General features: G+C 60.2%; 12 protein-coding genes. 6 read left to right on the top strand and 6 right to left on the bottom strand.

What is annotated here, in order from left to right:
* The first annotated feature begins 47 nt into the window (after window positions 1–47).
* Genes rfbB through rfbA form a run of 3 tightly spaced genes read left to right on the top strand, consistent with a single transcriptional unit; the run spans window position 48 to window position 2,801 of the window.
* Window positions 48–1,088: a dTDP-glucose 4,6-dehydratase gene (gene rfbB, locus ACM62R_RS00330; protein ID WP_415182074.1), complete on the top strand. Its 1,041-nt coding sequence runs from the start codon at window positions 48–50 to the stop codon at window positions 1,086–1,088.
* On the top strand, window positions 1,085–1,936 hold the full coding sequence (rfbD, locus tag ACM62R_RS00325) for a dTDP-4-dehydrorhamnose reductase (RefSeq protein WP_415182073.1): 852 nt from the start codon (window positions 1,085–1,087) through the stop codon (window positions 1,934–1,936). Before rfbB ends, rfbD begins: the two co-directional genes overlap by 4 nt.
* Before the next feature lies 1 nt (window position 1,937).
* Window positions 1,938–2,801, top strand: a complete 864-nt coding sequence (gene rfbA / locus ACM62R_RS00320; RefSeq protein ID WP_415182072.1) for a glucose-1-phosphate thymidylyltransferase RfbA — start codon at window positions 1,938–1,940, stop codon at window positions 2,799–2,801.
* A gap of 24 nt (window positions 2,802–2,825) precedes the next feature.
* Here rfbA and ACM62R_RS00315 read toward each other — a convergent pair whose 3' ends face one another.
* Window positions 2,826–4,142, bottom strand: a complete 1,317-nt coding sequence (locus ACM62R_RS00315) for a phage head spike fiber domain-containing protein (RefSeq protein WP_415182071.1) — start codon at window positions 4,140–4,142, stop codon at window positions 2,826–2,828.
* Complete coding sequence (locus ACM62R_RS00310; protein WP_415182070.1) at window positions 4,139–4,405, bottom strand: spike base protein, RCAP_Rcc01079 family; 267 nt, start codon at window positions 4,403–4,405, stop codon at window positions 4,139–4,141. Before ACM62R_RS00310 ends, ACM62R_RS00315 begins: the two co-directional genes overlap by 4 nt.
* Before the next feature lie 189 nt (window positions 4,406–4,594).
* Between ACM62R_RS00310 and ACM62R_RS00305 the strand changes: the two genes are divergently transcribed.
* The 3 genes from ACM62R_RS00305 to ACM62R_RS00295 are packed head-to-tail and all read left to right on the top strand — an operon-like array spanning window position 4,595 to window position 8,305.
* A complete protein-coding gene (locus tag ACM62R_RS00305; protein ID WP_415182069.1) occupies window positions 4,595–5,662 on the top strand; it encodes a polysaccharide biosynthesis/export family protein in 1,068 nt (355 codons plus the stop codon).
* 13 nt (window positions 5,663–5,675) lie between these two features.
* Window positions 5,676–6,125, top strand: a complete 450-nt coding sequence (locus tag ACM62R_RS00300) for a low molecular weight protein-tyrosine-phosphatase (protein ID WP_415182068.1) — start codon at window positions 5,676–5,678, stop codon at window positions 6,123–6,125.
* Entirely contained in the window at window positions 6,122–8,305 is a 2,184-nt protein-coding gene (locus ACM62R_RS00295; protein WP_415182067.1) for a polysaccharide biosynthesis tyrosine autokinase, read from the top strand. Before ACM62R_RS00300 ends, ACM62R_RS00295 begins: the two co-directional genes overlap by 4 nt.
* Window positions 8,306–8,483: 178 nt before the next feature.
* Here ACM62R_RS00295 and ACM62R_RS00290 read toward each other — a convergent pair whose 3' ends face one another.
* From ACM62R_RS00290 to ACM62R_RS00275, 4 genes are read right to left on the bottom strand one after another with little or no spacing between them, the layout of a single operon-like run.
* On the bottom strand, window positions 8,484–9,632 hold the full coding sequence (locus ACM62R_RS00290) for an OpgC family protein (RefSeq protein WP_415182066.1): 1,149 nt from the start codon (window positions 9,630–9,632) through the stop codon (window positions 8,484–8,486).
* Window positions 9,625–11,427 carry a glucans biosynthesis glucosyltransferase MdoH gene (gene mdoH, locus ACM62R_RS00285; RefSeq protein WP_415182065.1) on the bottom strand — a complete coding sequence of 601 codons (1,803 nt, stop codon included), beginning with the start codon at window positions 11,425–11,427 and terminating at the stop codon, window positions 9,625–9,627. Before mdoH ends, ACM62R_RS00290 begins: the two co-directional genes overlap by 8 nt.
* Window positions 11,428–11,430: 3 nt before the next feature.
* Window positions 11,431–11,634 (bottom strand): hypothetical protein, encoded by a 204-nt coding sequence (locus ACM62R_RS00280; protein WP_415182064.1) that lies wholly within the window; start codon window positions 11,632–11,634, stop codon window positions 11,431–11,433.
* Window positions 11,631–13,256, bottom strand: coding sequence for a glucan biosynthesis protein (locus ACM62R_RS00275; protein ID WP_415182063.1), 1,626 nt, complete (start codon window positions 13,254–13,256; stop codon window positions 11,631–11,633). Before ACM62R_RS00275 ends, ACM62R_RS00280 begins: the two co-directional genes overlap by 4 nt.
* Between the last annotated feature and the right edge of the window lie 81 nt (window positions 13,257–13,337).

Genomic DNA, 13,337 nt, shown 5'->3' with positions numbered 1-13,337 from the left:
GTTCGGGTCGGGCAAGTGCCACATAAGACGGTTGTTTGGGGTATGCGATGAAAATTCTGGTTACTGGTGGCGCGGGGTTCATCGGTTCGGCGGTGGTGCGTCAGGCGATTACGGCCGGGCATCAGGTGGTCAACCTTGATGCGCTGACCTATGCCGCCTGTCTTGAAAATGTCGCCAGCGTGGCGGATGATCCGGGTTATACGTTTGAAAAGGTCGATATTCGTGACCGTGTTGGGGTGGCGCGCGTCTTTGCCACCCGTGCGCCTGATGCGGTCATGCATCTGGCCGCGGAAAGCCATGTGGACCGTTCGATCGACGGACCGGGCGCATTCATTGACACCAACGTCACCGGCACCTTCAACCTGCTTGAGGCCGCGCGTGCCTATTGGCTTGCGCGGGGCCGCCCTGCGGGGTTTCGCTTTCACCACATCTCGACCGATGAGGTTTACGGCTCGCTTGGTGCGGCTGGAAAATTTACCGAAGACACGCCCTATGATCCGCGGTCGCCCTATTCCGCGTCAAAGGCAGCGTCGGACCATTTGGTGCGCGCTTGGGGTGAAACCTATGGCCTGCCGGTATTGGTGACGAATTGTTCCAACAATTACGGGCCGTTCCACTTTCCTGAAAAACTGATCCCCGTCGTCATATTGAAGGCACTTGCCGGGCAACCGATCCCGGTTTACGGCGACGGATCGAATGTGCGCGACTGGCTGTTTGTCGAAGATCATGCCGATGCGCTGCTGACCGTGCTGGCGCGCGGCCAGGTCGGGCGCACCTACAACATCGGCGGCGAGAATGAGGCCCGCAACATCGACCTTGTCCGTCTGATCTGCACAACACTGGACCGCCTTCACCCCCAAACCGCGCCGCATGACCGGCTGATCACCTTTGTGACGGACCGTCCCGGCCATGACCAACGCTATGCCATCGACCCCACCCGCATCCGCACGGAACTGGGCTGGCGCCCGTCGGTGACGCTGGAACAGGGAATTGCCCAAACCGTCGCGTGGTATCTGAAAAATGAGGCATGGTGGCGCCCGTTGCTGGCGCGCGATGGCGTCGGCAACCGGCTTGGCGTGGCGTCATGAGCATTCTGGTGTTTGGTCAAACCGGGCAAGTCGCACAGGAACTGCGCCGCCTTGCCCCCAATGCCCGATTTCTGGGGCGCGCCGAGGCTGATCTGACCGCCCCCGACACCTGCGCCCGCGCCGTGGCCGAAAGCGGCGCGCGTCTGATCATCAACGCCGCCGCCTACACCGCCGTAGACCGCGCCGAGGAAGACGAACCCACCGCCCATCTGGTCAACGCTGCCGCCCCCACGGCTATGGCGAAGGCCGCAGCCGCGACCGGGGCCGTATTCTTGCACATATCAACGGATTACGTCTTTGATGGCTCGGGCGCGGCGCCTTGGGCTGTCGATGCACCCACCGGGCCGTTAGGTGCCTATGGGCGCACAAAGCTTGCCGGTGAACGGGGCGTGCGGGATGCGGGCGGGCGGCACGGTATCTTGCGCACCTCATGGGTGTTTTCCGCCCATGGTGCCAATTTCGTAAAAACCATGCTGCGTCTTTCGGAAAACCGCTCGCAGCTTTCGATTGTTGCCGATCAGATCGGCGGCCCCACACCCGCCCGTGCCGTTGCCCAGAGCTTGCTGGAAATGGGCGCGGCAATGGTTGACGGGCGTGGAAAGCCGGGCATTTGGCACTATGCGGGTACCCCCGACGTATCATGGGCAGATTTCGCCCGAACTATTTTTTCCCAGGCAGGACGACAGGTTGACGTGATTGATATTCCCACCTCCGACTACCCCACACCCGCCCGCCGCCCGCTGAATTCGCGGCTTGATTGCCGCGCGCTGGATCAGGTGTTTGGCATCGCGCGCCCGGATTGGCGGCTGGGGCTGGCCGAGGTTTTGCAGGAATTGGAAGGAAACTGAGATGCAGCGCAAAGGTATCATTCTGGCGGGCGGCTCTGGGACGCGGCTTTATCCGATCACGCTGGGCATCTCAAAACAGCTTTTGCCGATCTATGACAAGCCGATGATCTACTACCCGATTTCGGTGCTGATGCTGGCCGGTATCCGCGATATTGCGATCATTACCACCCCCGACGACCAGTTGCAGTTTCAGCGCCTTCTGGGCGATGGCAGCCAATGGGGGTTGCGGTTTACCTGGATCGTGCAGGCTTCGCCCGACGGGTTGGCGCAGGCGTACCTTTTGGCCGAAGACTTTCTGGCCGGTGCACCCTCGGCCATGGTGCTGGGCGACAATATTTTCTTCGGGCAGGGCCTGTCAGATCTGCTGGCGCGTGCGGATGCCAAGGCAACAGGCGGCACGGTGTTTGGCTACCGCGTGTCTGACCCGGAACGCTATGGGGTGGTGGACTTTGATCCCAGCGGCCGCGCCCGCGCGATTGTCGAAAAGCCCCCGGTGCCGCCCTCACATTACGCCGTGACGGGCCTCTATTTTCTTGACGGCACCGCGTCCACCCGCGCGCGCCAGGTCCGCCCCTCGGCGCGCGGCGAGCTAGAGATCACGACCCTTCTGGAAATGTATCTAAACGAAGATGCCCTGTCGGTTGAACGTATGGGCCGCGGCTATGCCTGGCTGGATACCGGCACCCATGCAAGCCTTCTTGATGCCGGAAACTTCGTGCGCACCTTGGAGCAGCGCCAGGGTTTGCAGACCGGTTGCCCCGAGGAAATCGCCTTTGAACTGGGCTGGATCACCCGCGCCGAGCTGGAGGCGCAGGCTGAACGCTATAGAAAAAACGACTATGGTGCCTATCTTTTGCGCCTTTGACGCGGGGGCAACCCGATGCCTGCGTCAACGCGCCGCCGACAGTCCCTGCACCGCGTCATCGGCCATTGCATGTGGCCAATAGCCGATCTGGCGCAGGTGGATGTTGCCCGCCGCCGCCAGCAATCCGCCGGGTTGCAGCACCGAATAGCTGCCCGCAGGCGACACCCCGGTATGAGTTTGCGCTGCACTGCCGTTCAGGCTGGCCGCAATCCGACTTTGATCATAGCTGAGTGCGATACGCGCCACTGAAAATTCCGGCGCGCTGCCTAAGGCAATCTGCGCCTCGCCAACACCTTGGCACATTGAAACCGCCTCTAGCGCACCGTCGCCCGCTTGGGCGAACCGTACCCCAAGGGTATTTCCGCCCGGCAAGCCGTCATTCAGGGACCAAAGATACCGCCCAGCCGTGCCGCGTCGCAGCGTTGCTTCCAGCAACAGGGTTCCGGCGGTAGGGTTGAACCACTCGCCCAAAGCGATAGTGGCCTTGTCAGCCGCGCGCGTGGCTGTTGTTGCTGCGGTCGGGATGTAGGACGACGCCGCCCGCCCCGCCTCCAACTGCGCGCCCCAAAGATACGCCCCCGAAACACCATCGCCCGCATACATCGCCGGACCTTCAAGGACGTTGATCAAGACCTGCGCGTTGTTGCTGTTGCCAACCGTTCTTACCGACAGCCCGCAGCGAAACCACCCATCCCCGCTAGGCTCCATCTGCGCACCAATCAGCGTGCTTCCCGAGGGCGACACCGCAACCCCCGCCTCCAGGTCAAACCGACAAGCCGCGTTCCAGGCACCCGAGCCATCAAACAACGTGACATAGACATTACGCCCCGCACCTTTGGCAAAAAACGACGCCGTATAGGCATTACCCGCCTCGATCGCCAGTCCGAACTGTTTGACCCGGTGGTGGCCGAACGTGGCGGTGTCCAGAATCTTGTCTGCGCTTAGCGTGCCATCGGGTGCAACTGCGGCATTGGCCTGCACCGTCACGTTGTCCTTGGCCCATCCGGGGTTGTCGATTTCGTGCGACCACGTCAGCGTATTGCTGCGGGCATCCTCGATCAACAGCCCAAGCGAGGCCCCGCTGACCGGATGATGATCGAACCGTGGGCTATCAGGCCCAGCCCCCGTCACCTGTCCCCGGTCATCAACACACCCCCCCACCGAGGCCCGGGTAAAGCCGTGCAGCGCCGCGAAATCAGTCGCTGATTTGACCCCAAAACGCCCCTCAACATAATCCGCCAGCAAAACTGGCGAACTGCCCCCCACCCGATACCCCGCGCGCCAGGACCGACGCGGGCGCATTGCTCTGGCGCAGGCGCTGAACTGCGCCGTGACCATCATGCCAACACCATCGCATGAATCCCCGACGCCGTGGTGCCAGTCTGTTTCACTCGCGTCACCCCTACCGGCAGCAGGAAAAAGTCATCGACATTCACCACCCGTTCCTGACCGCCAACGGTAACGATCCTTAGCGCCCCGGCGGTTTCAATGAACAGCGCGATCGCCGTTGTCGCAAGGTCGGTGGCGTCATTCGGAATGACTGGCACAATATCGGTGGCAGGGCCGTTCAAGGAAGGGGCGCGGGATTTGAAAGGATTGCTCATCTGGTTTCCTCATTTTCGACATAGGGCCTACCCGGCCTGGCATAGTGGACCGGGTTGGAACTCGTCCGAGAATGTCCACCCTCAGGGTTGAAAAGTGACTAGCGTATAGATTGATGCGGTAAGCGGTTATTAATACTTTTTATTAGGGAAAAACTGGATTAACAAAACTCTACCTAAGGGAGAGTTGACTTGTCGTATCTGCGCATTTTCCCACTATGCACACCGCTACTGTTTTTATCTGCTTGCGCCGGGGGGTTCGTCTCTTTTCCTGTCGAGGAGCAGGCGCAAAAATCGCTTGCGGAAAATGTGACGATCATCCGCCTTGATGCCACCAATATCGCCAGCTTCAGCTCTCCGGCGGCGGGCCATGCCGTCAGTTCGCTTCCGGCAGGCAGGGGCTGGGATTACCGCGTTGGCACCGGTGATACGCTTAGCGTGATCGTCTTTGACCATCCCGAACTGACCCTTCCCGCCGGGGAAAAGCGCAGCGCTGCGGAAAGCGGCTTTCGCGTGCAGGCCGATGGCACGTTCTTTTATCCCTTCATCGGTCAGGTCGCCGCCCGTGGTCTTCCCCCCGAAACGATCCGCGCCGATCTGACCACCCGTCTGGCCGACTACATTCCAAACCCTCAAATCGAAGTCCGCGTGGCCGAGTTCAATTCGCAAAGCGTGGTGGTCGCGGGCGAGGTCGCAACCCCGAACCGCCAGAACCTGACCACCGTTCCCCTGACCCTGATCGAAGCGATCAACGCCGCCGGTGGCCTGCGCGAAAGCGCCGACACCCGGCGGGTAACCGTGCAGCGTGCTGGCCGCCCGCACAATGTTGACCTTGAGGGGTTTTTGGTGGGGCAGGTGCCACACAATAACCCAACCCTGCGCAACGGCGATGTCGTCAACGTCCCGCGCCGCACTGCCCAAGAGGCGTATCTGTTGGGCCAGATCGACAAGCCCGACGTGATCGACCTGTCGCTTGAACCAATTTCGCTGACTCAGGCCATCACCCGTTCCGGCGGGCTGGATGAGAAACGTGCCGATACCCGCGGCATCTTTGTGTTCCGCCTGCTTGAGGGCCGGATCACCGTGTTTCAGCTTGAAACCGGCTCTCCGACCGGGCTCTTGATCGGTACCCGCTTTGCGTTGGAGCCGCGCGACGTGGTTTATGTCGTGCGATCGCCTCTGGCCCGCTGGAATGATGTCATCAGCGGGTTGCTTCCCACCATCAACGCGTTGGTGGTCGGTGATAGCGTGAAGGATTGAGCGGGTTGAAATCATGATCGAACATGTGCTTGTCGTCTGCGTCGGAAATATCTGCCGCTCGCCCTTGGGGGAACGTCTTATTGCGGCAGCAATTCCGCAGGTGACGGTTTCGTCGGCTGGCCTGTCGGCTTTGGTTGGTCAACCTGCCGATCCGGTCAGCCTTGCCACCGCCACCCGCCACGGGGTTGATCTTGCGCATCATTCGGCGCGTCAATTCACCCCCGCGCTTGGCGCCGCGCAAGACCTGATCCTCGTGATGGAACCACGCCACAAACAAGAGATCGCCCGCCAGTCGCCGCAGCTTTCCGGCCGGGTCATGCTGTTTGACCACTGGACCGGTGCGCGCGGCATAGCCGACCCCTACCGGCGCTCGCCCCAGTTTCACGAGGCTATTTTTCAGCAGATATCTGACGCCGCCGACGCGTGGGCCATCCGATTGGGGCGTGGTGAGGTCCGCGGATGATACACCAACGCCCCCCGCAACCTGACGTGGAAGACGAAGTTGACCTTGCTCTGATGGCCGCCAATCTGTGGAAGGGTAAACACTGGATTGCCCTTTCCACCGGCCTTGCGCTGGCGGTCGGGGTGCTGGTGGCGGTGCTGGCCGCGCCCACCTACAAGGCCGACGCGCTTTTGCAACTGGAAGAGCGCAGCGGCATCCTTGCTCTGCCTACGGAAATGAGCGATCTGCTTAGCAACGATCCCCGCACCATCACGGAAATAGAGATCCTGCGCTCTCGCTTCATTCTGGGGCAGGTCATTGCCGCGGAACATCTGGATTGGGAAATCACCCCCCGAACCGCGCCGCTGATCGGGTCGGTGTTGATGCGCTTTGATCTGCCGGTGCCGCAACTGGGCCTACTGCGCCAATACGCACGGGCGGGTGAAATGGTCGGCATTGATTTTCTGCAAGTGCCCCCCGACTGGGTAGAAAAACCCATCGCCCTTGCCGTGTCTGGCCCCCAAAACGCCACCCTTCGCACGCCGGATGGGGTGACACATGACCTTCAGGTGGGGGCCATGCTGCGCCTTGAGGATCACGGCTTTGCCATTCGTATCGGGGCGATCAGCGCCCCGCCCGGCCGGGTTTATGACATCACCCAACGCGACGTGAAGCGGCTGATAAAGGAACTGCGCGACGCGCTATCCGTGTCTGAAAGGGGGCGGCAGTCGGGCATGTTGGATATTCAGTTCGCCGCGACCGACCCCGAACAGGCCCGCCGCATCCTTGCCGCCGTGACCGAGGCATACCTGCGCCAAAATATCTCTCGCTCGGCCGCCGAGGCTGAAAGCAGCCTGACCTTCATCGAAAATCAACTGGTCGAGGCCCGCGCCAGCGTCGATACCGCCGAGGCCAACCTGAACCGCTATAAACAACAGCAGATGTCCGTCGATCTCAGCTTTGAAACTGCCAGCCTCTTGGAACAGATCAGTACGCTTGAGGCCGATCTGCGCCGGTTGCAGAACGAAGAAGACAAGGTGCGCCAACTCTACACCACCAACCACCCCACCTATCAGCAACTATTGACCCAACGCGCGCGACTAGAGGCAAAACTTGCCGATTTGCGCGGCGAAGTTGCCCAGCTTCCCGCCACTCAGCGTGATATCCTGAACCTGACCCGTGATTTTGAACTGACACAGGAAATCTACACCCAGCTTTTGACCCGCGCCCAAGAGGTCCGCGTGCTAAAGGCCTCTACCATCGGCAATGTGCGGATCATCGACTTTGCCCAGACCGCCAGCCGCCCCGTCGCCCCACAAAAGGGGCTGATCATTGTGCTATCGGGTGTGTTGGGGCTGCTTGCGGGGCTGTTGTTCGTGCTGATGAACGGTTGGATGCGCAAGGGCATCCAAGGTGCCGAAGATTTGGAAAAATTGGGAATTTCCGTTTTTGCAACGCTCAACTACTCTGCCGATGGTGATTTACAAAACGCCCGTGGCGGTGACACACCCCTGATCTCGCTGACCACCCCCACCAATATTACCGTCGAGGCGCTTCGCTCGCTGCGCACAAGCCTGCATTTTGGCATGCTGGATGCTACCACCCGCTCTTTGGCGATCACCAGCACCGCGCCGGGTGCGGGAAAGTCATTCACCTGTGCCAATCTTGCGGTCGTTTCGGCGCAAGCGGGGCAAAAGGTCTGTCTGATAGATTGCGATCTGCGCCGCGGTCAACTGCGCAAGTATTTTGGCGTGCCAAAGGGCAACCCCGGCCTGTCGGAAATCCTTTCCGGCCAATGCACGCTGGATGAGGCGCTGATAGAGGGCCCGGTGCCGGGACTTTACTTTCTGCCGGCCGGACGCATTCCGCCGAACCCGTCCGAGCTGTTGATGCGCAATTCCCTGCCTGATCTGATCGCAGATCTTGACCGCGAGTTTGACCTGACCCTGCTTGATTGCCCGCCGGTTCTGGCGGTGACGGACCCGGTCATCATTTCGCGTGTAGCGGGGGCCACAATTGCAGTCATTCGCTATGACGTGACGCCCGTGGGCGAAATCACCGCGCTGATGAATACCTTCAAGGCATCGAGTGTGCGCCCGATTGGGGCTGTTCTGAACGGCTTTGACCCTAAACGTGCCAAGGCGGGCTATTCCTATAGCTACAGCTACAATACCCGCTACGATTATTCGAAAAAGTCCTGATCCGCGCAGTTTAATCCCGCTAAAGGATATAGATTTTCGGGTTTGTGCTATTGGTGTCATGCCTGCGTTTTCCTGTTATGCAGGGAAGCACCGGATATTTACCGGCGCTGGCGCGCCCTTTCGGTGCGGCACGTTTCTTGGGGTAAGCGGGCCATGCGGGTTGCCGCAATTTGATCTTTCAGGTCTGCCGCCGTTTGGCGCCAAGTTGTGTCTTCGCCCAGGCAAAACCCATCTGCACCGCCAAACCACCCGCCAACAGTAGGCTATCCTCAACAATGCTGCGCTCGGCCACCTGTTTCACCGCTTGCAACAATATTGACAGGATCGTGCCCAGTGCAAAGACCGGTAGCGCATTTTTCCCCATCAGCACCACGGGCTGCACAATCCGTGATGCTGAAATCCGCCGCACGATGGCCGGTACCGAAAGCACATAAGCCAGCGCTAGAATATGCAAAAGCCGGGGCAAACTGACAAATGTCTTGTCAAAGCCGACAATATAGAATGGAAAGCCGGCGTCGCGCAGTTGGCCCATCATGCGCCCCAGCACCTTGCCGGCAATCGGCACCCTGATCCAGACCAAAGACAGCACTAAAAACCCTGCCGTCAACGCCACCAGCCACCAGCGCACCGGTACAAACCGCTTCCCTTGCTTTGAGGCAACGCCGATCAACAAACCGATGCAAAATATTATCTGCCATGAGAATGGGTTGAAAAACCATCCGCCGGGTGTGGGAAAGTTGGGCAGGTTCACCCGGAACTGGGCGGCCCCCCACCAGATAAGCACCGAAAGGACAACCAGCGCCATCGGTCGCCACAGCGCAACCTGCAAGAACAGCGGTGTGGCCAGCAGCAGCGCCATATACATCGGCAAGATGTTCACATACCCCAACTGATGGCCCAGCGTTGTGATCCCGATCAGGAACTCCAGCGGGGTGCGGGTCAACGTCTGAAAGTTGTTCCGCGTCAGCATCGGCGCGGCATCCCACCACAGGGCCGCCGCCGCAACAATCGCGATGGCGCACATCGCCGTCATCAGATGCACCAGATAAAGCAGCCAGGCCCGGTTCCATAACCGTGACACTGTCGGCCAGCGTGGCGATTGCCGCATGCCATTGGAATAGGCCAATCCGGCCGCTGCCCCGGACATCAGCACAAAACCTTCGGCCGCATCGGTAAAACCGAAATTGCGGTTGGTGAAGTGTTCGAAAACGGTGCCCGGAACATGGTTGATAAAGATCATCACCAACGCCAGGCCGCGAAAGAAATCAAGCCTTGGGTCGCGCCCGGTAAGGGCACGGGGCGCCGTAAGCGGCAGGGGGTCAGACATTGGATACTACCGCCTCGGGGTTGGGGGTCTTGGGGCTGGCGGTGTCAGGTAATTGGGCCCAGCGTGCCAGAACCTTGTCTTGCAACACCATGACCGGGGCCGGGGTATATTCCGTCGGAACCCCCAAAAGCCGTGATTTGCTGTCTTGCGATGACCAGAAAATAATAAGCGGTGCCAGTACCATCGGAATCCCAACCGGCAGCAACCACAACAGCAGCATGGGTGCAAAGGCCCATGTGGCGGCCAGGCCGCCCAGCCCGGTTGTTACGATCCAATGGCTTGCGGCCCAGGCCTCGGTCAACCCCAACCGCCCATCGCCCCTGTTGTTGGTGGGCCAGCCGCCATCGCGGCCTATCAGCACCTGAAACACTGACCGCGTCGTAAACAGCAGCAATATCGGTGCCGTGATGGATGAAAATACCAGCTCTCCCAGCGTCGATAAAGACGCAAGCCCCGCACCGCCAAAGCCGCGCGCCCGCCCGTCCAGCGCCGCTTTCAGCGCCACCAGCAGCTTGGGCAACAGCAGCAGACCGAAAACCCCGATGGCAAGCCCGATCGCCTTTGACGCTTCGTTGCGCGGAAAAACCGGGAAGGGCCAGTAGGGTTCCGGGAAATAGTCCAGCGGTGGCGCAAACAGCGGTGCCGCGATAGAGGCCAATAAGAACCCTAGCCAAAACAGCGGCGCGATATAGGCCATGATCCCGAGGGCAAAGACAAAGCGGCTCCATCTTTTCAGGCCGGGGGCGGTGATGATCTTGCTGTGTTGCAGATTGCCCTGGCACCAACGCCGATCGCGTTTGGCGTGGTCGACGATGTTTTCGGGGCCTTCTTCATAACTGCCGCCCAGGTCGTCATCCAGCCGTACGACCCAACCACCCCGCGCCAGCAACGCGGCTTCAACATAGTCATGGCTCATGATGTGGCCACCGAAGGGCGGCTTGCCGGAAAGCTGAGGCAGGCCACAGCATTGCGCAAAGGCCGAAATACGCACCAGCGCATTGTGCCCCCAAAACGGGCCGGTTTCCCCCTGCACCATCGCCAGGCCGCGCGCAAATACCGGCGAAAAGAAACTGGCCGAAAACTGCATTGCCCGGCCAAAGCGTGACCGTGCGCGAATGATCCGGGGCAGGGTTTGCAGCAGCCCCAGCCGGGGTTCGGCCTGCATCCGGCGGACCATCTCCAGGATAGTGGTCCCTTCCATGATGCTGTCAGCATCAAGGATCAGCGCAAAATCATAGGCGGCACCGGACCGCTGAATGAAATCCTCGACGTTTCCGGCCTTTTTGCCGCTATTATTGCTGCGACGACGGTAGAAAAATCGGCCGATACCCGCGCAATCCTGCACCAGCCGCGCAAACCATTGCGCCTCGCGCTGGGCGATCATCTCATTTCGGGTGTCCGATAGCACCGCAAAGTGGAAATTTGCGCCAAAGCCGGTTGCCCTCAATGAGGCGTCCATTGCCGCAATCCGTGAAAAGGTCTCGACGGGGTCTTCGTTATAGACCGGGACAAGGATCGCGGTGCGCGTGGTGATCAGGCTGGCTTGCCGGGCGCGTGGGGGTGCTTTGGCGCGGGTGGTCAGCCCCATCAACCCGCCCACCGCCCCCCAGGCCAGCCAAAGCGTTGAAATCAGAATCAGGGCAGCGCGCACCAGATCAAGCGCATCCAGCCCGTCCGCCGCGCCGAACTGAACAAACAGAAAAAAAGCGGTCGTACCAGCCAGCAGGCTTAAGATGATCGCACTTAGCCGAAGGCGGGCCAAACGGCCGCTGCGCCCCGCCGAGGCCGTTGTCATGGATCAGTTCCCTGCACCGGGGGTTGCCGCGTCAGACCGATGTGTAGCCCCAAGACCAAACCAATAGCCCTTGGGCAATTGCAAGACTTGCCGTGGCATTGCCAGTGGCGCATCGGGCAGGGCGTAAAGATCGTCAATCAGTGTGGACCCATCGCGCGCGGCTGTGGCCGGGTTAAGGGTGTTATTATTCAGCATTGTCATGTTCATGACCTGATCCATTGATATAGCCAATTCTCCGAGAGCTTTTGCCCATAACCAGCGATATGGGCCGCAAGTTCCACGGTGTCGCCTTTTCCTTCGGCCGCCACGTCCAGCACCAAACGCCAGATACCGCCCGTAATCAAAGAAAGCGTCTGGGTGACAATGGTGCCGCCGGTGATGGATGTTATCGCCTTTATATCGGAATCGGCGGGTAGTTTCGCCATGATTCCACCCGCAAAGTCGATCACGAATTTGCGGGTTCCATCAACATTGCCTACGCCGGAAACCCCGCCTGCCCCGGCCCATGTCTCCAAAACCTCGGCGCGGGTTTGTTGCGGGTCAGAGGGCAGGTCGCCCCACTGCAGAATATATGAATACTCGCGCGACTCGCCGGCCTTTACCGCCCCTTCGGGCACCCAAAAGGCAACGATATTGTCGTTGACCTCAAGGTCGCTGGGAATTTCGACCAGCCGAACCACGCCTTTGCCCCAATCGCCTACAGGCGTTACCATTGCCGAAGGGCGGCGTTCGTAATGGGCACTTGCATCCTGGTAATGGTCAAATTCGCGGTCACGCTGCATCAGGCCAAACCCACGCGGCGATTCCTCGGTGAAATAGGAACTGGCCAGCCGTGGCGGGTTGGCCAGTGGCCGCCACAACCGGTCGCCATCGCGCCGGATGATCTGCAGGCCGTCGCTGTCGTGTACATTGGGGCGAAAATCGTCAAACTGGGCGCGGTTACGGTCTGCGAACAGGAACATCGAGGTTAGCGGTGCCACCCCCAGTTGCGCAATATCACCCCGAAAATATAGCCGCGCCGTCACGGCCATTTCAGTGTCGGCGCCCGGCGTGATGACAAAACGGTAGGCCCCGGTTACCGATGGGCTTTCCAGTGTGGCGTAAAGCGTGATCTCGCGGGCGCCGGGCGCGGGGCGTTCCATGTAGAACCGGGAAAACCGCGGAAATTCCTCGGCCTGGTCCAACCCGGTGTTGATTGCCAGCCCACGCGCAGACAGCCCATAGGCACTGCCCCGGCCCAATGCGCGAAAATAGCTTGCCCCAACAAAAGCCACCAGTTCGTCGTGGATGTCGGGACGGTTAAGAGGCACATGCAGCCGGAACCCAGCCACGCCGGGCAATTGTGCATGGGGCGGTACCCGTTCCATGATCTGGCGCTGATAGATGAAGTCATCGGTGCCAAAACCCATTTTCTGGGCCTGACCGTCAACCACCTCATACATCAATACCGGCTCTTTGAAGAGCCACCCCATGTGAAACGCCTGAAGCTCAAAGAAGTTGTCTTTTTCGTCGGCCCAACGTGCCCGTTCTGGGTTGAAACGTATCAGCCGATAGTCGTCATAGGTCAGGTTATCCAGAAAACCACCGCCTGCCGGTGCGGCTTTATAGGGCTGTGTCGCCAACGCCTGCATCTCTTCGCCAAGCAAATCGAATGAGAATTGTTGCGCCGTTGCCGGCATATCGACCGACGCCGGGGGGGGGCTGGTTTCTTCGGCATGGCCCATGCGTGGCAACGCCGTTCCCGTCATCAGCAGTGCCGTTGCGGGAAGCGCGCCAAGCAGATGGCGCCGGGTCAGAAAGTGGCCTTTGTCGGGCGAACGGGAATGCATGGATATGTGTTCTTTGTCAGACAGTTCTGGCGTTGGTCGCCGTGATATCACCAGCGCTTCCATTGCCGTAGAGCCTGCATA

Source organism: Phaeovulum sp. (assembly GCF_047638075.1).
In the GTDB taxonomy this organism is placed as follows: domain Bacteria; phylum Pseudomonadota; class Alphaproteobacteria; order Rhodobacterales; family Rhodobacteraceae; genus UBA6197.
Note: the sequence above shows the minus strand (reverse complement) of the source record. Positions and strands in the feature narration are given on the sequence as shown.